This window comes from Pseudomonas sp. A2, assembly GCF_023100865.1.
GTDB classification, from domain to species: domain Bacteria; phylum Pseudomonadota; class Gammaproteobacteria; order Pseudomonadales; family Pseudomonadaceae; genus Aquipseudomonas; species Aquipseudomonas asiatica.
Genome location: NZ_CP039127.1, coordinates 2075816 through 2095728, shown reverse-complemented (window position 1 = coordinate 2095728; position 19913 = coordinate 2075816). Strand labels below are relative to the sequence as shown.

The 19913-nt window shown below is 64.4% G+C and carries 14 protein-coding genes; 7 read left to right on the top strand and 7 right to left on the bottom strand.

What is annotated here, in order from left to right; all coding sequences use genetic code 11:
* Window positions 1–120: 120 nt before the first annotated feature.
* On the bottom strand, window positions 121–951 hold the full coding sequence (gene queF / locus E5221_RS09715; protein ID WP_247847239.1) for an NADPH-dependent 7-cyano-7-deazaguanine reductase QueF: 831 nt from the start codon (window positions 949–951) through the stop codon (window positions 121–123).
* Between the two features lie 264 nt (window positions 952–1215).
* Here queF and cinR point away from each other — a divergent pair, with 264 nt between their 5' ends.
* Window positions 1216–1896: a two-component system response regulator CinR gene (gene cinR / locus E5221_RS09710; RefSeq protein WP_015269546.1), complete on the top strand. Its 681-nt coding sequence runs from the start codon at window positions 1216–1218 to the stop codon at window positions 1894–1896.
* On the top strand, window positions 1893–3245 hold the full coding sequence (locus tag E5221_RS09705; RefSeq protein ID WP_247847237.1) for a heavy metal sensor histidine kinase: 1353 nt from the start codon (window positions 1893–1895) through the stop codon (window positions 3243–3245). The genes cinR and E5221_RS09705 overlap by 4 nt, the downstream gene beginning before the upstream one ends.
* A gap of 134 nt (window positions 3246–3379) precedes the next feature.
* On the opposite strand, the gene E5221_RS09700 is transcribed toward E5221_RS09705, so the two are convergent.
* The 3 genes from E5221_RS09700 to E5221_RS09690 all read right to left on the bottom strand — a co-directional run bounded on the left by E5221_RS09700 (window position 3380) and on the right by E5221_RS09690 (window position 6624).
* On the bottom strand, window positions 3380–4621 hold the full coding sequence (locus E5221_RS09700; RefSeq protein ID WP_085601690.1) for a lipoprotein-releasing ABC transporter permease subunit: 1242 nt from the start codon (window positions 4619–4621) through the stop codon (window positions 3380–3382).
* 61 nt (window positions 4622–4682) lie between these two features.
* Complete coding sequence (gene lolD, locus E5221_RS09695; protein WP_169774647.1) at window positions 4683–5366, bottom strand: lipoprotein-releasing ABC transporter ATP-binding protein LolD; 684 nt, start codon at window positions 5364–5366, stop codon at window positions 4683–4685.
* A gap of 7 nt (window positions 5367–5373) precedes the next feature.
* On the bottom strand, window positions 5374–6624 hold the full coding sequence (locus E5221_RS09690) for a lipoprotein-releasing ABC transporter permease subunit (protein ID WP_015269543.1): 1251 nt from the start codon (window positions 6622–6624) through the stop codon (window positions 5374–5376).
* A gap of 93 nt (window positions 6625–6717) precedes the next feature.
* Here E5221_RS09690 and E5221_RS09685 point away from each other — a divergent pair, with 93 nt between their 5' ends.
* Window positions 6718–7299 carry a PilZ domain-containing protein gene (locus E5221_RS09685; protein ID WP_247847236.1) on the top strand — a complete coding sequence of 194 codons (582 nt, stop codon included), beginning with the start codon at window positions 6718–6720 and terminating at the stop codon, window positions 7297–7299.
* Between the two features lie 31 nt (window positions 7300–7330).
* Window positions 7331–8053, top strand: coding sequence for a glycerophosphodiester phosphodiesterase (locus E5221_RS09680; protein WP_061551566.1), 723 nt, complete (start codon window positions 7331–7333; stop codon window positions 8051–8053).
* A gap of 42 nt (window positions 8054–8095) precedes the next feature.
* Here E5221_RS09680 and sthA read toward each other — a convergent pair whose 3' ends face one another.
* From sthA to E5221_RS09665, 3 genes are all read right to left on the bottom strand, one after another.
* The gene (gene sthA, locus E5221_RS09675) at window positions 8096–9490 is read right to left on the bottom strand and encodes a Si-specific NAD(P)(+) transhydrogenase (protein WP_013971726.1); all 1395 of its coding nucleotides are present in this window, start codon (window positions 9488–9490) and stop codon (window positions 8096–8098) included.
* Window positions 9491–9692: 202 nt separating this feature from the next.
* Window positions 9693–10691: an FAD:protein FMN transferase gene (locus tag E5221_RS09670; protein WP_247847234.1), complete on the bottom strand. Its 999-nt coding sequence runs from the start codon at window positions 10689–10691 to the stop codon at window positions 9693–9695.
* Between the two features lie 195 nt (window positions 10692–10886).
* Window positions 10887–12350 carry a glyceraldehyde-3-phosphate dehydrogenase gene (locus E5221_RS09665; RefSeq protein WP_031324543.1) on the bottom strand — a complete coding sequence of 488 codons (1464 nt, stop codon included), beginning with the start codon at window positions 12348–12350 and terminating at the stop codon, window positions 10887–10889.
* A gap of 167 nt (window positions 12351–12517) precedes the next feature.
* Between E5221_RS09665 and mfd the strand changes: the two genes are divergently transcribed.
* From mfd to E5221_RS09650, 3 genes are read left to right on the top strand one after another with little or no spacing between them, the layout of a single operon-like run.
* Complete coding sequence (mfd, locus tag E5221_RS09660; protein ID WP_247847233.1) at window positions 12518–15967, top strand: transcription-repair coupling factor; 3450 nt, start codon at window positions 12518–12520, stop codon at window positions 15965–15967.
* A gap of 9 nt (window positions 15968–15976) precedes the next feature.
* Window positions 15977–16549: a CsiV family protein gene (locus E5221_RS09655; RefSeq protein WP_039614135.1), complete on the top strand. Its 573-nt coding sequence runs from the start codon at window positions 15977–15979 to the stop codon at window positions 16547–16549.
* A 4-nt stretch (window positions 16550–16553) separates the two neighbouring features.
* Complete coding sequence (locus E5221_RS09650; protein WP_247847231.1) at window positions 16554–19862, top strand: DEAD/DEAH box helicase; 3309 nt, start codon at window positions 16554–16556, stop codon at window positions 19860–19862.
* The last annotated feature ends 51 nt before the right edge of the window (window positions 19863–19913 follow it).

Below are 19913 nucleotides of genomic sequence, written 5' to 3'. Positions count from 1 at the left end.
CCGGGGCTGCTTCGCAGCCCATTCGCAGCACAAGGCTGCTCCTACTGGGGTTATGCGTCTCCCTGTAGGAGCAGCCTTGTGCTGCGAATGGGCCGCAAAGCGGCCCCGGCGCACTTGAACTTACTGCCGAACCAGGCGCTTGTTGTCCGGGCTGATCGCCCCCGTACTGCGGTAAGGGTTGATATCCAGCCCACCCCGGCGCACATAGCGCGCATACACCGTCAAATGCTCCGGCTGCAGCAGGTTCTTCAAGTCCAGGTAGATCCGTTCCACACACTGCTCGTGGAAGTCGGCATGCTGGCGGAAGCTGATCAGGTAGGTCAGCAGGCTGGCATGGTCCAGCGCCCTGCCCTTGTATTCGACCACCACGCTGCCCCAGTCCGGCTGACCGGTGACCGGGCAGTTGGACTTCAGCAGGTGGCTGTGCAGGGTTTCTTCCACCTGTTGCTCCGGGTTGCAGCGCAGCAGCTCTGGCTGCGGCTGTTCGTAGTTGCTGATGGCAACGTCCAGCTCATCGATGCACTGCCCCGGCAAGGCCACCACGCCTTGGGCCTCGACCTCGGCCAGGGTGCGCACTTTCACGCCCACCGGCTTGCCGGCGGCGGCGGACAGGTCTTTCTCCAGGCACGCCTGCAGCTCGCCAAGCGAGGCGAACACCGTCTGGTTCAACGAGTTTAGATACAGCTTGAACGACTTGGACTCGATGATGTTCGGCGAATCGGCGGGGATGGCGAACTCGCCGATCGCCACCACCGGCTTGCCCGACGGCAGCAGCCAGCTCAGCTCGAAGCAGTTCCAGTAATCCACACCCTGCCACGGCAAGGTCTGGGCAGTAACGCCCAGCTCGGCCCACTTGGCGGTACGCGGGATCGGGAACAGCAGCTCCGGGGAATAGGTGGCAATGTATTCGCTGGACTTGCCCAGCGGGGAATGTTCGGCAGCGGGATGCATGGAAACTGACCTGAAGGTTCGAAATTGCCCCTAGTCTACCGGTTTTGCACCCCGCCTTGGAGCGCAAGTCAGCGGGATTACATCTTCGTCAGTTTGGGGCAAGCCGGTGCATCGTCACGTATCATCTCAGCATCACCCAATCCCTGTGGGAGCGGGTTCACCCGCGAACACCGGCAAAGCCGGTGCCATGCACCGTGTTGAATTCTTCGCGGGTAAACCCGCTCCCACAGGGTTTTGTGCCGTTTGCTGGAGTCAATTCACCCAATGAAACTGCTGATCGTCGAAGACCAGGCCCGTACCGGCCAGTACCTGAGCCAGGGCCTGAACGAGGCCGGCTTCGCCACCGAACTGGCCACCGACGGCGAGACCGGCCAGTTCCTCGCCCTGACCGGTGACCACGACCTGCTGATTCTCGACGTGATGCTGCCCGGCCGTGACGGCTGGCAGATCCTCCAGGCCGTGCGCCAGGCCGGCCTGGACACCCCGGTGCTGTTTCTCACCGCCCGCGATGCCGTGGAGGACCGGGTGCACGGCCTGGAGCTGGGCGCCGATGATTACCTGGTCAAGCCGTTCGCCTTCTCCGAACTGCTGGCGCGGGTGCGCAGCCTGCTACGCCGGGGCACCAGCCCCAGCCAGGACACCACCCTGGGGCTGGCCGACCTGCGTCTGGACCTGATCCGCCGCCGCGCCGAGCGCGCCGGCCAGCGCATCGACCTGACTGCCAAGGAGTTCGCCCTGCTTGAACTGCTGCTGCGCCGCCAGGGCGAGGTGCTGCCCAAATCGCTGATCGCCTCGCAGGTGTGGGACATGAATTTCGACAGCGACACCAATGTGATCGAAGTGGCGATCCGCCGCCTGCGCCTGAAGATCGACGACCCACACCCCAACAAGCTGATCCATACCGTGCGCGGCATGGGCTATGTACTCGAAGAGCGCGCGGAGTGATGCGTCGGGTCTCCCTCGGTAGCCGCCTGGCCCTGCTGTTCGCCGCCTGCACCGCCGCTGTCTCGCTCGGTGCCGGCCTGATATTCAGCCGGGCCAGCGAGCAGCACTTCGTCGAACTGGACCAGCAACTGCTGGACTCGCGCCTGTCGCTGTTCCGCACCCAGCTGGCCGGCATCACCACCCCGGCCGAGCTGCAGGCGCGCCTGCCCGCCTTGCGCGATGAACTGGGCCACCAGGCCGACCTGGCCCTGCGCATCAACGGCAGCGACGGCGCCACCTGGTTCGAAAGCCGCACAGGCCTGCCCCGGACACCGCTGCCCGACGGGCTGGCAACCCTGCATGCGCAAGGCATCGACTACCGCAGCCTGGCCGTGCACCTGGCGCAAGGCGCCCCGCAGTCGCCACAGCTTACCCTTTACCTCGACATCACCCATCACCAGCATTTCCTGCAGGGCATGCAACGATTGATCTGGCTGACGGTAGGGCTGTCGGCGCTGGCCACCGCACTGCTCGGTGCCTGGGCTGCACGCCGCGGGCTGCGCCCGTTGCGGCAGATGGGCCAGGTGGCCGCCAGCGTATCGGCGCGCTCGCTCACCACCCGCCTGCCGGTGGCACAGATGCCCGAAGAGCTGGCCGAACTGGCCGGCAGCATGAACGCGATGCTGCAGCGCCTGGACGATGCCTTCCAGCGCCTGTCGGCATTCTCCGCCGACATCGCCCACGAACTGCGCACGCCGCTGTCCAACCTGCTGACCCACACCCAAGTCACCCTCACCCGCCCGCGCAGCCTCGAAGAGTACCGCGAGGCCCTGCATGGCAACCTCGATGAGTTGCAATGGATGGCGCAGATGATCAACGACATGCTGTTCCTGGCCAAGGCCGACCATGGCCTGCTGGTGCCGGGGCAAACACCGCTGGTGCTGCATGAGGAGGTGGATGCGCTGCTGGAGTACTACGCGCCGCTGGCAGAGGACAGCGGTGTGCAGATGCTGCGCGAGGGTCAGGCGCTGCTGCAGGGCGACCGGCATATGCTGCGCCGGGCGCTGTCCAACTTGCTGGACAACGCCTTGCGCTTTACCCCGGCGGGAGGGCAGATACGAGTGACCTTGGGGCCAGGGCTGAGGATTAGCGTGGCCAATACCGGAGCGGCTATCGAACCGGCTGCGTTACCGCGGTTGTTCGACCGCTTCTACCGGGTGGACCCGGCACGGCGGGAAGGCAGTAGCGAGCATGCCGGGTTGGGGTTGGCGATTACCCGGTCGATCGTGCAGGCCCATGGCGGACACATCAGGGCGGAGTGTGCGGACGGATGGACGCGATTCGTGATCGACTTCACTGAAGATCGGTGACATCAGGGCTGGCACGCCACCCTGTGGGAGCGGGTTTACCCGCGAACACCGGCGCAGCCGGTGCCATGCACCGTGCTGGAATCTTCACGGGTAAACCCGCTCCCACAGAGCCGCTCGATAAGCTGAAGTAGACATTAAACCGCCAGGCCAATCGCCGGCTGCACCTGCGATGCCCGATAAGCCGGGTAAATGGTCGCCAGGAAGCTCATCACCAAACCGGCCGTGCAGATGATCGCCACATCGCCCCACTGCAACTGCGACGGCAAGCTGCTGACGAAGTACACATCCGAAGTAAAGATGTGCTGCCCGCTCACCCGCTCCAGCCAACCGACGATCTGGCTGACGTTGAACGCCGCGATCACCCCCAGCACGCCACCGATCAGCGTACCGACAATGCCGATCAGGCTGCCCTGGACCATGAACGTACCCATGATCTGCGCCGGCGTGGCGCCCAGGGTGCGCAGGATGGCGATGTCCGGCCCCTTGTCGTTCACCACCATCACCAGGGTGGCGATGATGTTGAACGCGGCCACCGCAATGATCATCATCAGCAGCAGGCCGATCATGGTCTTTTCCATCTTCATGGCGCTGAACAGGCTACCCTGGGTATGCGACCAGTCATCGGCGCGGTAGGCGTCGCCGAGCCCGGCAGCGATGGCCTTGGACACCTGTGGCGCGGCATACAGGTCGTGCAGTTTCAGGCGCACGCCCTGCACCTGGCCTGGCGCCCAGCGCTGCATGGCGCCAGCATCGGCCACGTGAATGTAAGCCTGCGAGCCATCCAGCTCGGCGCCGACCTTGAAGATGCCGACCACGGTCAGGCGCTGCATGCGTGGGGTGATGCCACCTGGTTCCTTGCTGATTTCCGGCACGATCAGGGTCAGTTTGTCGCCGGTATTCAAGCGGAAGCGCCGCGCAGTCAGCTCACCGATGACCACGCCGAACTCTCCCGGCTGCAGGTCCTGCAGGCGGCCCTGGACGATATGCTGGCCGACGATCGAGACCTTGCCCTCTTCGGCCGGGTCGATACCGCCGACCTGGATCGGCTGCATCGCGCCCTTGTACGACAGCATGCCTTCCATTTCGGTAATCGGCGCTGCCGCCATCACCGCCGGGTCGCGCATGGCCGCGTCGGCGACCTTGTGCCAGTCGTCCAGCGGCTGCACGCCGAGGATGGCGGCATGCGGCACCAGGCCGAGGATGCGCGAACTCATTTCGCGCTGGAAACCGTTCATCACCGACAGCACCACGATCATCGCCAGCACGCCCAGCGACAGGCCGATCATCGAGGTCATCGAGATGAACGAGATGAAGTGGTTGCGGCGCTTGGCTCGGGTGTAGCGCGCGCCGATGAAGATGGGCAAGGGTCTGAACATGTACGGAAACACCCAATGAAAACAGGAAAACGGGGCGGCACCGGCCACCCCGTGCAGTCGATCAGATCGCCACCAGGTGGCCGTCGTCGAGCTTCAATACACGGTCCATCTGGCGCGCCAGGTTGAGGTCGTGGGTGACCACCAGGAACGCCGTGCGCGACGCACTGGACAGCTCCTGCATCAACTCCTGGATGCCCTGGGCGGTGTGGTGGTCGAGGTTGCCGGTCGGCTCGTCGAGCATTACCAGGCCGGGGCGGTTGACCAGTGCCCGGGCAATCGCCACCCGCTGGCGCTCACCACCGGACAACTCGGCCGGCTTGTGGTTGAAGCGGTGGGCCAGGCCAACACGCTTGAGCAGCGCCTCGGCACGCTCACGGGCCTCGGGGATCGGCGTGCGGCCGATCAGCAACGGCATGCACACGTTTTCGATGGCAGTGAATTCCGGCAGCAAGTGGTGGAACTGGTAGACAAAGCCCAGCTCGCGGTTGCGCAACAGGCCACGGGCACGCTCGCCCAGTGCCGACAGCTCCTCGCCGGCCAGCCAGACGCTGCCCTGGGTCGGCCGGTCGAGGCCGCCCAACAGGTTGAGCAAGGTACTCTTGCCCGAGCCGGAGCTACCCACGATGGCTACCCGCTCACCGGCGTGCAGCTCGAGGTTGAGCCCGGACAGCACCTGCACCGACTCCGGGCCCTCGTCGTAGGACTTGCCCAGGTTGCGGCAACTCAGAACGGCTTTATCACTCATGCGCGACTCACTCATAACGTAGCGCCTCTGCAGGCTGGGTGCGGGCCGCACGCCAGGCCGGGTACAGGGTGGCGAAGAAACTCAGGACCAGCGCCGCACCACAGACCATGTATACGTCCTGGGCCTGGATCTGCGACGGCAGGTAATCGATGAAGTACACGTCGGCGTTGAGGAACTTGTGCCCGATCAGTTTCTCGATGCCGGCGATCACCGCGCTCACGTTCAGCGCGGCGACGATCCCGACCACGGCGCCGATCAGGGTACCGATCACCCCGATCACCGTGCCCTGGACCATGAAGATGAGCATGATCTGCCCAGGCGTCGCGCCCAAGGTACGCAGAATGGCGATGTCGCCACGCTTGTCGTTGACCACCATCACCAGGGTGGAAATGATGTTGAACGCCGCCACCGCCACGATCAGCAGCAACAGCAGGCCGATCATGGCCTTTTCCATGCGGATCGCCTGGTACAGGTTGCCGTGGGTGCGGGTCCAGTCACGGCTGTAGAACTCCTGGTCACCCAGGCGCTGGGCGATGTCCCAGGCCACCCGCGGCGCCTGGAACAGGTCGTCGAACTTCAGGCGCAGGCCCTGGACCTGGTCAGGCTTCCAGCGGTGCAGCCGGGACAGGTCGCTGATGTTGGTCAGGCCCAGGTAGCCGTCGATTTCGCCCGCGCCCACGTGGAAGGTACCGACCACGGTGAAGCGCTTCATGCGCGGGAACATGCCGGCCGGGGTCACGCTGACCTCGGGGGCGACGAAGGTGAGCTTGTCGCCGATGCCCACGCCCAGCTTGGCCGCGGCCTTGTCGCCGATCATGATGCCCCACTCGCCCGGCGCCAGCTGGTCCAGGCGGCCTTGCAGGACGAACTTGTCGATGATCGACACTTCGCGCTCGCGGGCCGGGTCGATGCCGTTGAGCAGCACCTTCTGCACCTTGCCTTCGTGGGTCAGCAGGCCCTGCATCTGGGTGAAGGGCGCAACCGCCACCACCTGCGGATTCTGCTTTACTTGTTGGGCAAGGGCCGGCCAGTCGGCAATGGGCTGGCCGCTCTCCAGCGTGGCATGGGGGATCATGCCCAACACGCGGGTACGCATCTCGTGGTCGAAACCGTTCATGACCGAGAGCACCACGATCATCACCACCACGCCCAGGGCGAGGCCGATCATCGAGGTCAGGGAAATGAACGAGACGAAGTGATTGCGACGTTTGGCACGGGTATAACGCGTGCCGATGAATGCGAAAAGAGGTCTGAACATGTCGGGGCTTGTTCGGATGAAAGGGAACGTCCTTGTGGCGAGGCGCCTACGGCGGCTTTACACTCGGACCACCGCCGCTACCTTGGGTTCGCCATGACGACATTAGACGAAGAAGATCGCCGCGAATACTACCGCATCGAAGATCGGATCGCACTTCAAATCAGCCCCCTCAGCGCGGCCGAAGCCCTTTACCCAGATGTGTTGCAAGATGATTCGCCTCTGTTCAACCTGCTCAGCGAGCTGCACCTGTCCGACTTCGAGTCGCAGCACCTGCTGCGCCAGCTGAGCGAGAAGGACCGCACCCTCGCCGCTTTCCTGCGCGCGCAGAACAAACGCCTCGACCTGCTTAGCGCAGTAGTTGCCCAGACCCTGCTCGGCGAAGTTGGCCAGCCCCAGCCGGTGGTCATTTCCGAGGGCGGCATCGAGTTCGCACAAGCCACAGCGGTTGCCCCCGGCACCCGGGTGAAGGTGAAGATGGTGCTGATGCCGCGCGCCCACGGCCTGCTGCTGCGCGGCAAGGTCACCCATTGCGACCCGCGCCCGGAGGGCGGCTTCGAGATCGGCACCGAATTCACCGACATGACCGACGCCCAACGGCAATTGCTGGCCCGCTACATCCTGCAACGCCAGCAGCAACGGCGCCAACAGCTGGAACAGAACGACCCCGCCTCCTGAGCCCATTTTTCTCTGATTTGAAGGAACGAACGTGACCCTGATCTACGGCCACCGCGGCGCCAAGGGCGAAGCGCCCGAGAATACCCTGAAGAGCTTCCAGCAATGCCTCGCCCATGGCGTGACCCGCTGCGAGCTGGACCTGCACCTGTCGGCCGACAACGAGCTGATGGTGATCCACGACCCGACCCTCAAGCGCACCACCGGCAAACGCGGCAAGGTGGTCGAGCACCCGGCCGCAGACCTGGTCAAGATAGATGCCCGCAAAGGCGGCCCGGGCCATGTCCAGCCCTGCCCGATTCCGAGGCTGGAAGAACTGTTCCAGAAGTGCCCGTTCGAGCATTGGCAGCTGGAAGTGAAAAGCGCCTCGCGTACCCGCGCCGCGACCACCGTGCTGGCGATCCGCGAACTGGCCCAGCAGTACGGCCTGCTGGACAAGGTGACCATTACCTCCAGCTCACGCGAAGTGCTGGGTGCCGCCCTGGAGCTGGTGCCGGACGTCAAACGCGGGCTGGTGGCCGAATACGCCTGGCTCGACCCGCTGAAGGTGGCACAGAACTACGGCTGCGAGCTGCTGGCATTGAACTGGACACTGTGCACCCCCGAGCGCCTGCTCAAAGCCCAGGGCCAGGGTTTGCACGTGTCGGTGTGGACGGTCAACGAACCGGCACTGATGCGCCGGCTCGCTGACTTCGGTGTGGACAGCCTGATTACAGACTTTCCCGGTTTGGCCAGGACCACCCTCGGGCAGGGTTGAAATCGGTCTCTCCGACCGGCTCAGGCCACCGGTCGGAGCCGCTCAAAAAAGCCGGTTCAGGCCATCGTAGGCAGCTACCCGATAGGCTTCGGCCATGGTCGGGTAGTTGAATGTGGTGTTGACGAAATACTTCAGGTTGTTCAGCTCGCCCGGCTGGTTCATCACGGCCTGGCCGATATGGACGATTTCCGAAGCCTGGTAGCCGAAGCAGTGTACGCCCAGCACCTCAAGTGTTTCGCGGTGGAACAGGATCTTCAGCATGCCTTGCGGCTCGCCGGCGATCTGTGCACGAGCCATGCTCTTGAAGAAGGCTTTGCCCACTTCGTACGGCACCTTGGCCTGGGTCAGTTCCTGCTCGTTCTTGCCGATCGAGCTGATCTCCGGAATGGTATAGATACCGGTCGGCACATCATTGACGAAGCGCCAGCTGCCATTGTCCACGATGCTGCCAGCTGCCGAACGGCCCTGGTCATGGGCAGCGCTGGCCAGGCTTGGCCAGCCGATCACGTCGCCGGCACCGTAGATGTTCGGCACGCTGGTGCGGTAGGCCTCGTCGACCTCGATCTGGCCGCGGCTGTTGACCTTGATGCCGATGTTTTCCAGGCCCAGCTTGTCAGTGTTGCCGGTACGGCCGTTGCACCACAGCAAGGCGTCGGCCTTGATCTTCTTGCCCGACTTCAGGTGCAGGATCACCCCGTTGTCCAGGCCTTCGACGCGCTCATACTCTTCGTTGTGGCGCACGGTGATGTTGTTGTTGCTGAAGTGGTAGCTCAGCGCCTGGGAAATTTCCGAGTCGAGGAAGCTCAGCAACTGGCCACGGTTGTCTACCAGCTCTACCAATACACCCAGGCCGCTGAAGATCGAGGCGTATTCGCAACCGATCACGCCGGCTCCGTACACGATCAGCTTGCGTGGGGTGTGGCTGAGGCTGAGGATGGTGTCGCTGTCGTAGACGCGCGGGTGGTGGAAGTCGATATCGGCCGGGCGGTACGGGCGCGAGCCGGTGGCGATGATGATGTGCTTGGCGTTGAGCTTTTCCACCACACCGTTCGGGCAGACCACTTCGACGGTCTGCTCGTCGGCGAAGCTGCCGGTGCCGAAGAACACATCCACGCGGTTACGTGCGTAGTAGCCGGTGCGCGACGCTACCTGCTTGGCGATGACCTTCTCGGCGCTTTTCAGCACGTCGGGGAACGAGAACCAGCGCGGCTCACCGATGGCACGGAACATCGGGTTGGTGTTGAACTGCATGATCTGCCGCACCGAGTGACGCAGTGCCTTGGACGGGATGGTGCCCAGGTGGGTGCAGTTACCCCCGACCTGGCGACGGCTATCGACCATCGCCACCTTGCGCCCTGCTTTGGCGGCGTTCATTGCCGCACCTTCCCCGGCCGGGCCGGAACCCAGCACCACTACGTCGTAGTTGTAGACAGCCATGCGTACTCCTTCAGAACTGGCCCGCAAGCCACGGTCGCTCGCGGGGCGCGATCATGCCGCCGGGGCGTCATGAGAAAATTCGGGTGCAGTCTAATCAAGCGTGAACGCCGCGCACATTAACCCTTGGTCGCGTCGTAGGCCAATTTCGCCCGCACTACATGTGTGAACCATTCCCTGGCGGCGATCATCCCTGCTTGTGCTTTCACTCGCCTTTCACTGCCCGTTCGAATGCGGGCGTAGCTCGGGAGACGAAGCCACCCTCGGCCCGAGTCACCAATATCGCGGCAAGGCCATGCGCCACGGCAAAATCCCAGCCACGTTCCGGGCCCAGGATCAACAGCAGCGTCGAATAGCCGTCGGCCTGCAGCGCCGAGGCATCGAGCACGGTGACCGCGGCCAGGTCGTGCTGCACCGGGCACCCGAGGCGGGCATCGAAGGTGTGCGAATAGCGCCGGCCATTCTCCTCGAAATAGTGCCGATAGTCACCCGAGGTCGATACCGAAAGGCCGTTGACCGGGATGATCTGGCGGGCTATCTGGCGATCTTCGCGGGGTAGCTCCAGGGCGATGCGCCAGGGGCTGCCATCCGGTTTGCGGCCGGCGGCCTTGAGCTCGCCGGTGGCTTCGGCGACAAAGTTGGCCACGCCCATGGCCTGCAGGCGCGCGGCGATCAGGTCGACGGCATGGCCGGCGGCGATGCTGTTGAAGTCGAGCTGCACCGGGGCGTCCTTGCACAGGGCCTGGCCGTCGATGTGCAAGTGCCGGTAGCCCACGCGCTGGCGCACCTGGGCCAGGGCCGACGGGTCGGGCACCTGTTCGTGACGGGCCTGGGGGCCGAAGCCCCACAGGTCGAGCAAGGGTTCGACGGTAAGGTCGAAGGCGCCGCCGCTCTGCTCGGCCAGGTGCTGACCAAGGCTGACCAGTTCGAGCATGTCGGCCGGCAGCACCAGGCACTGGTTGGCGGGCAACTGGTTGAAACGGCTGATGGTGGAGTCGCCGCGGTAGGTCGAGTAGTGCTGATCGATGTCGTGCAGGATGGTTTCGACCGCTGCCTGCACCTGGACCGGCGCCGGGCCGCCGGGTTCGCGCACGTACTGGATGCTGTAGCTGCTGCCCATGGTCGGGCCGCCCAGGCGCTCCAGGGTGGGGCCCTGGTTGCAGGCGGTGAGCAGCATGAGGATGAACAGCAAGGCTGTGCGCAAGGTTCGGGCTCTCGGTTGCCTGTGCCGGCCTCTTCGCGGGTAAACCCGCTCCCACAGGTATACCACTGCCCTCACGGACGACGCGGCCCTGTGGGAGCGGGTTTACCCGCGAAGAGGCCGACACAGGCAACACAAATTCTGGATAAAAAAACGGGAACCCGAAGGTTCCCGTTTTTTCATTGCCTTACAAGCGTATCAGTGCGGAAACGCTGGCGGGTTCACACCGGCCATCTCTTCCATCACACGAACCACCTGGCAGCTGTAACCGAATTCGTTGTCGTACCAGACGTACAGAACAACGCGGTTGTCATTGCAGATGGTCGCTTCGGCGTCAACCACACCGGCGTGGCGCGAACCGACGAAGTCGGTCGAAACCACTTCCTGCGAGCTGACGTAATCGATCTGCTTGTGCAGTTCCGAGTGCATGGCGGTCTGGCGCAGGTACTCGTTGATCTCGTCGCGGCTGGTGGCCTTCTCGAGGTTGAGGTTGAGGATGGCCATCGAAACGTTCGGCGTCGGTACGCGAATGGCGTTGCCGGTCAGCTTGCCCTTCAGCACTGGCAGTGCCTTGGCGGCAGCAGTGGCGGCGCCGGTTTCGGTGATGACCATGTTCAGCGGCGCGGCGCGGCCGCGGCGGCTGCCCTTGTGGAAGTTGTCGATCAGGTTCTGGTCGTTGGTGAACGAGTGAACGGTTTCGACGTGGCCGTTGACGATGCCGTACTGGTCGTTGATGGCCTTGAGCACCGGCACGATGGCGTTGGTGGTGCAGGAAGCGGCCGAGATGATCTTGTCATCGGCAGCGATGTCGCCGTGGTTGATGCCGTGCACGATGTTCTTCAGCGCGCCCTTGCCAGGTGCGGTGAGGATCACGCGGGCAGCGCCCGGGCAGGCCAGGTGCTGGCCCAGGCCGTCGGCATCACGCCATACGCCGGTGTTGTCGACGATCAGCGCGTTTTCGATGCCGTACTGGGTGTAGTCGACTTCGCTCGGGCTCTTGGCGTAGATAACCTGGATCAGGTTGCCGTTGGCGGTGATGGTGTTGTTGGCTTCGTCGATGGTGATGGTGCCATCGAACGGGCCGTGCACCGAGTCACGGCGCAGCAGGCTGGCACGCTTGACCAGGTCGTTCTCGGCGCCCTTGCGCACGACGATGGCGCGCAGGCGCAGGCCGTCGCCGCCACCGGTCTTCTCGATCAGGATGCGCGCCAGCAGGCGGCCGATGCGGCCGAAGCCGTACAGGACAACGTCGGTGCCTTTGCGCGCCGAAGCGTTCTGCTGGCCAACCACCTCGGCCAGTTCTTCACGGACGAACTGCTCGGCAGTGCGGCCATTGCCTTCCTGCTTGAACTTGTTGGCCAGCTTGCCCAGGTCGACCGAAGCGGCGCCCAGTTTCAGCTCGCTCATGGCCTTGAGCAGGGGGAATGTCTCGTGGACGGACAGTTCGGTTTCGTCGGCTTGACGATGACGCGCAAAGCGGTGCGCCTTGAGGATCGAGATAACCGAACGGTTGATCAGGCTACGGCCATAAATCGAGCTCACCACGTTGTTGTTGCGGTAGAGCTGACCGATAAGCGGGATCATCGCTTCAGCCAGGGCTTCACGATCGATCCACTCACCAAGACACTGGTCGGGCTTCTGAGTCACGGGAACCTTCCACATGTAGGGACAGAAAAAAGGGGCTACATTATGACGCCCCAACGCGTTGCGGGCAATGAGCGCCTGTCGCGGCCACGCAAGCCAGCGTTCATGCCCTTTCGAACCTGACAGCCGGCACCGTCACCGGTACAATCGATCTCTTTGCCGCAACGCTTGGAGTGCAATCTCCCGTGTCAGTTCTGCGCCTACCGCAAATGTCGGCCACGGCCGGCAAACAAACCTGGGGCAATCTACCCGGTGCCGCCCTCAGCCTGGCCATCGCCGAGGCCGCCAGCAGCGCGGGCCGCTTCACTTTGCTGCTGACTGCCGACAGCCAGGCTGCCGATCGTCTGGAACAGGAACTTCGCTTCTTTGCCCCGGACCTGCCGGTGCTGCCGTTCCCTGATTGGGAAACCCTGCCCTACGACCTGTTCTCGCCGCACCAGGACATCATTTCCCAGCGCATCGCCAGCCTCTACCGCCTGCCCGAGCTGAGCCACGGCATCCTCGTGGTGCCGGTCACCACCGCCCTGCACCGCTTGGCGCCGACCCGCTTCCTGCTGGGCAGCAGCCTGGTGCTGGACGTGGGCCAGACCATCGACGTGGAGCAGATGCGCCTGCGCCTGGAGGCCAGTGGCTATCGCTGCGTCGACACCGTCTACGAGCATGGCGAGTTCGCCGTGCGCGGCGCGTTGATCGACCTGTTCCCGATGGGTAGCAAGCTGCCCTACCGTATCGACCTGTTCGATGACGAGATCGAGACGCTGCGCACCTTCGACCCCGAGACCCAGCGCTCTATCGACAAGGTGGATTCGGTGCGCCTGCTGCCGGCGCGCGAGTTCCCGATGCAGAAAGAGGAAGTGACCCGCTTCAAGGCGCGCTTCCGCGAACGCTTCGATGTCGATTTCCGCCGCAGCGCGATCTTCCAGGACCTGGCCAGCGGCATCATCCCCGCCGGCATCGAGTATTACCTGCCGCTGTTCTTCGAAGAAACCTCGACCCTGTTCGACTACCTGCCGGCCGACACCCAGGTATTCTCGCTGCCCGGCGTGGAGCAGGCCGCCGAACACTTCTGGAACGACGTGCGCGGGCGTTATGAAGACCGCCGTGGCGACCTGAGCCGGCCGCTGCTGCCACCGGCCGAGCTGTTCCTGCCGGTGGAAGACTGCTTTGCCCGGCTCAAGCAATGGCCACGGGTAGTGGTCAGCACCGAAGACCTCGACCCGGGCGTGGGGCGCGAGCGCTTCCCGGCACGCGCCCTGCCCAACCTGGCAATCGAAGCCAAGGCCAACCAGCCCCTGGCCGAACTGGCCAACTTCCTCGACCAGTTCCCCGGCCGGGTGTTGTTCACCGCCGAATCGGCGGGCCGCCGCGAAGTGCTGCTGGAGCTGCTCGAGCGGCTGAAACTGCGCCCGCATACCGTCGACGGCTGGGCCGACTTCATCACCGGCAGCGAACGCCTGGCAATCACCATCGCCCCACTGGACGAAGGCCTGCTGCTGGACGACCCAGGCCTGGCCCTGATCGCCGAAAGCCCGCTGTTCGGCCAGCGGGTCATGCAGCGCCGGCGCCGCGACAAGCGCGGCGAAACCGCCAACGACGCGGTGATCAAGAACCTGACCGAGCTGCGCGAAGGCGCGCCGGTGGTGCACATCGACCATGGTGTGGGCCGTTACCTGGGCCTGGCCACCCTGGAAATCGACGGCCAGGCCGCCGAATTCCTCACCTTGGAATACGCCGAGGGTGCCAAGCTGTACGTGCCGGTGGCCAACCTGCACCTGATCGCCCGCTACACTGGCAGCGACGATGCCCTGGCACCGCTGCACCGGCTGGGCTCGGAGGCCTGGCAGAAGGCCAAGCGCAAGGCCGCCGAACAAGTGCGCGACGTCGCCGCCGAACTGCTCGATATCTATGCCCGCCGCGCCGCGCGCAAAGGCTATGCATTTGCCGACCCGTCCGCCGACTACGCCACCTTCAGCGCCGGCTTCCCGTTCGAGGAAACCCCGGATCAGCAGGCAGCCATCGAAGCCGTGCGTGCCGACATGCTGGCGCCCAAGCCGATGGACCGCCTGGTGTGCGGCGACGTCGGCTTCGGCAAGACCGAAGTCGCCATGCGCGCAGCGTTCATCGCCGTACACAGCGGCCGCCAGGTGGCCGTGCTGGTACCCACCACCCTGCTCGCCCAGCAGCACTACAACAGCTTCCGCGACCGCTTTGCCGACTGGCCGGTGACCGTGGAGGTGATGAGCCGCTTCAAGTCGGCCAAGGAAGTGGCCAACGCCGCCGCCGAGCTGGCCGAAGGCAAGATCGACATCCTTATCGGCACCCACAAGCTGCTGCAGGACGATGTACGCTTCAAGGACCTTGGCCTGGCCATCATCGACGAAGAGCACCGCTTTGGCGTGCGCCAGAAGGAACAGCTCAAGGCCCTGCGCAGCGAAGTGGACATCCTCACCCTCACCGCCACGCCGATCCCGCGTACCCTGAACATGGCGGTGGCGGGCATGCGCGACCTGTCGATCATCGCCACGCCACCGGCGCGCCGCCTGTCGGTACGCACCTTCGTCATGGAGCAGAACAAGAGCACGGTCAAGGAGGCGCTGCTGCGCGAGCTGCTGCGTGGTGGCCAGGTGTACTACCTGCACAACGATGTGAAAACCATCGAGAAATGCGCCGCCGAGCTTGCCGAACTGGTGCCCGAGGCGCGCATCGGCATCGGCCACGGGCAGATGCGCGAGCGCGAGCTGGAACAGGTGATGAGCGACTTCTACCACAAGCGCTTCAACGTGCTGGTGGCCTCGACCATCATCGAAACCGGCATCGACGTGCCCAGCGCCAACACGATCGTCATCGAGCGCGCCGACAAGTTCGGCCTGGCCCAGCTGCACCAGTTGCGCGGCCGTGTTGGCCGAAGCCACCACCAGGCCTACGCCTACCTGCTGACGCCAACCCGGCAGAAGGTCAGCGCCGACGCCGAAAAACGCCTGGAGGCGATCGCCAACACCCAGGACCTCGGTGCCGGCTTCGTGCTGGCCACCAACGACCTGGAGATTCGCGGCGCCGGTGAGCTGCTGGGCGAAGGTCAGAGCGGGCAGATCCAGGCGGTGGGCTTTACCTTGTACATGGAAATGCTCGAACGCGCGGTCAAGGCGATCCGCAAGGGCACCCAGCCCAACCTTGAGCAGCCGCTGGGTGGTGGTCCGGAAATCAACCTGCGCCTGCCGGCACTGATCCCCGAGGACTACCTGCCCGACGTGCATGCACGGCTGATCCTGTACAAGCGCATTGCCTCGGCTGCCGATGAAGAAGGCCTCAAGGACCTGCAGGTGGAAATGATCGACCGCTTCGGCCTGCTGCCCGAGCCGACCAAGAACCTGATGCGCCTGACCTCGCTCAAGCTGCGCGCGGAAAAGCTCGGCATCAAGAAAGTCGACGCCGGCCCCAACGGCGGCAAGATCGAGTTCGAGGCCGAGACCCCGGTCGACCCGCTGACCCTGATCAAGCTGATCCAGGGCCAGCCCAAACGCTACAAGTTCGAAGGCGCCACCCAGTTCCGTTTCCTGGTGCCCATGGAACGCCCCGACGAACGTTTCAATACCCTGGAGGCGCTGTTCGAGCGCCTGACCCCACAGCCTGCCTAAGGAAGACCCATGCGTGCCATCCGTTGCCTGACCCTGCTGCTGGCGCTGTTCGCCCCGGCCGCCTTCGCCGAAGGCCTGTATCAGGTAGAAATGATCCTGGTGCGGCAGAACAGCGTGCCCGCCTTCACCAGCCCGTTTGCCCCCGAAGACTGGAGCGCCGGCGCTCCGCGCCTGGAGAAGGACGCCGAGCGTCGCCTGGCGCTGGAAGACGAAGCCACCCGCCTGGAAGCCACCGCCGACTACACCGTGCTGCTGCACAAGGCCTGGCAGCAGCAAGTGGGCAGCGAGCCCAGCCGCATCGCCTTGGGTGAAGGCGCCGAGCAGTTCGGCCACTTCCCAATCGAAGGCAACCTGAGCATCGCCGAGGGCCGTTTCATCGCGGTCGAGGCCAATTTCTGGGTCAACCAGCTGGACGGTAACGGCAGCGTGCTGCAAAGCGAGCAGTTCAAGCAGAGCAACAGCAACGTCAAGGGCGGCCAGCTGACCTTCCTCGATGGCGGGCACCTGGCGGTGCTGCTGAAGGTGACACCACCAGGTACGCCTAAAATGCCGGTAATGGACCCGGAGATGATGGAGCAGTGATGCAATGAGCCGTGACGCTCTCCAGTTGCTGCGCGAGTACCCGAACTGGACCCAGTCGTTCACCGGCCCGGTCCTGCAACGCGGCGAGCGTTACGCCCGGGAAGACCGGGTAGAGATCGAAAGCTGCATCGGCGCACTCGTCGAAGCCAGCTGTCGTGGCAGCGAGGGCAGCCCTTATCGGCAGAAGATAACCCTCACCGCCCTGGCTGGCCGCTGTCATGTACGCGGCCAGTGCAGTTGCCCCGTGGGGCACAACTGCAAGCATTGCGCCGCCGCGCTGTTCGTCCTTAGCGAACAACAGGCAACGATAAAAAGTCATGGTGACGCATTACCGGCCGATCTGCAGCGCTGGCTGAAAGGTCTCGAACAGCCTGCGCAGGAGCCTGCCGAAAACCAAGACAAACGTGGGCGCATGGTTTGCTACCAACTCAGGCTGACCGATGAGCCCGGCTGCGCGCTGCGGGTACGCAAAGGCACTCGCGAAGACCAGGGCGTTCGCTATAGCCGTGTGCAGTCACTCTACGATTTCCTTTACGAACCCCCGCGCTTCGTCAAGGAAGACGATATCCGCATCTTGCGCCTGCTTTCGGCGCTCAATCAGGCCGGCAGCCAGGACCGCGGCTACCAGCTCAAAGGCCGGGAAGGCGGCGAACTGTTCCAGCGCGCGCTGGATACCGGCCGCATGCTCTTTGACGAAAACAAGCCCCTGCTGCGCGAGGGCCCTACGCTTGCGGCCGAGTTTCGCTGGGTGCGGCTGGACAATGGTCACTATCGGGGCATCTGGTACCACGGTGAAACGCCGCTGAACTGCGTGATTGCGCTGCTGCCACTTTACTATTTCGATTTCACCGGCAGCGTGGTGGGCAAGCTCAAGCACAGCCTCGATCCGCATATTGCCCTGCAACTGACCATCGCTCCTGACGTTCCGGAACACCTTGTCGTGCCCCTCAGCCACAAGCTCAACGCCTTGAACCACCAACTCCCTACGCCGACCACGCTGGACGAACAACTCATTGACGACCTGCAACCCAGGCCGTACCTGACCCTGGGCAGCCTCGAATTCAGCGCCTACATGCCCAAGACCGGCCGCATGCAACGGCAGATGCAACACCGTGCCGCGCTGGCATTCGACTACGACGGCCTGCGAACCAGCGGCAGCGACGACAAGCCGCTGACCCGCCTGGTCGGCGATACCTGCCAGCGCATCCGCCGCCAGCCCCAGGCCGAACAGGCGCTTCGCAAGGTGCTGCGCGACCTCGGTTTCAAGGCCGCCACCCGGCAGAGCAAGGCCCTGCCAGACAGTGCCGGCGAGATGCTCCAGTTGCCCGATGACGAAGCCTGGCTGCGCTTTGCCCGAGAAGGCCTGCCGCGCCTGCGCGAAGCAGGTTGGGACATCGACATCCACCGTGACTTCGCTTTCAACCTGCAGGAGGTGGATGACTGGTACGCCACCATCGACGAAGCGCCCGGCCATGAATGGTTCGACCTGGAGCTGGGCATCGTGGTCGATGGCCAGCGCCACAGCCTGCTGCCGATCGTGCTGCAGCTGCTGCGCAGCAACCCGGAACTGCTGCGCCCCAGCGAACTGGCCCGGCGCAGTGACGACGAGCACCTGCTGATCGACCTCAACCGTGGTCGCCTCGACGCCCCAGCCCTGCGCGTTGCCTTGCCCTATGGCCGTATCAAGGCAGTGATGGGCACCCTGGGCGAACTGTACCTGCACGAAGACGCCGCTGGCCCCTCCCTGCGCCTGGACCGTGCCGATGCCGCACGCCTGAATGAAATCGACAGCCTTCCTTTGCACTGGGAAGGTGGCGAGCATGTACGCGACCTGGGCCGACGCCTGCGCGATGCCCGTGACTTGCAGGTAGAACCGCCGACCGGGTTGCAGGCAAGTCTGCGCCCTTACCAGCAACAGGGCCTGAACTGGCTACAAGCGCTGCGCGAGATGGGCACCGGCGGCATCCTCGGCGACGACATGGGGCTGGGCAAGACACTGCAGGCCCTGGCACACCTGCTGCTGGAAAAACAGTCCGGCCGCCTGAGTGCTCCAGCCCTGGCGGTGATGCCGACCAGCCTGGTGCCCAACTGGCTGGACGAAGCCCAGCGCTTCGCCCCCGGGCTGCGCGTGCTGGCCCTGCAAGGCCCGGGGCGCAGCAAGCATTTCGCCAAATTGCACGAATACGACCTGGTCCTGACCACCTATGCCCTGGTGCCGCGCGACCTCGAGCACCTGCGCGCCCATGCCTGGCATGTGCTGGTGCTGGACGAGGCGCAGAACATCAAGAGCAGCACCAGCAAGGCCGCCCTCGCGGTTTGCGAGCTGCGGGCCAATCAGCGCGTCTGCCTGACCGGCACGCCAATGGAAAACAACCTGGGCGAGCTGTGGTCGATTTTCCACTTCCTCATGCCTGGCTGGCTGGGTGACCTGAAGCGCTTCAACCAGGACTACCGCACACCGATCGAGCGCCACGGCGACAGCGAGCGCATGGCCCACCTGGCCAGTCGCATCCGCCCGTTCCTGCTGCGCCGCACCAAGGAGCAAGTGGCCACCGAGCTGCCGGCCAAGACCGAGATGGTGCACTGGGTCGAGCTTAGCGATGCCCAGCGTGACACCTACGAGGCCGTGCGGGTGGCCATGGACAAGAAAGTCCGCGATGAAATCGCCCGCAATGGCGCCGCGCGCAGCCAGATCATCATCCTCGACGCCCTGCTCAAGCTGCGCCAGGTATGCTGCGACCTGCGTCTGGTCAAAGGGGTGGAAAGCAAAGGCAACCAGGCCGACAAGGGCAAACTGGGCGCGCTGCTGGAAATGCTCGAAGAGTTGTTGAGCGAAGGGCGCCGGGTGCTGTTGTTCTCGCAGTTCACCTCGATGCTGGCGTTGATCGAGCAGGAACTGGAGAAGCGCAAGATTCGCTACAGCCTGCTGACCGGCGACACCCGCGACCGGCGCACGCCGGTGCAGCAGTTCCAGCAGGGTGACAGCGAAGTGTTCCTGATCAGCCTCAAGGCGGGTGGCGTGGGCTTGAACCTGACAGCCGCGGACACGGTGATCCACTTCGACCCCTGGTGGAACCCGGCCAGCGAAAACCAGGCCACTGACCGCGCCTACCGCATCGGCCAGGACAAACCGGTGTTCGTGTTCAAGCTGATCACCCGGGGAACGGTGGAAGAAAAGATCCAGCTGTTGCAGCAGGAGAAGGCCGCGCTGGCGGCGAGCCTGCTGGATGGCGGGCAGGCGGGGCAATGGCGGCTGGGGGATGAAGAGATCGAAGCGCTGTTTGCGCCGCTGCCCGGGAAGCGCGGGCGGTAGCCCAGAATCCTTCGCTGCCTGTACCGGCCCCTTCGCGGGTAAACCCCACAC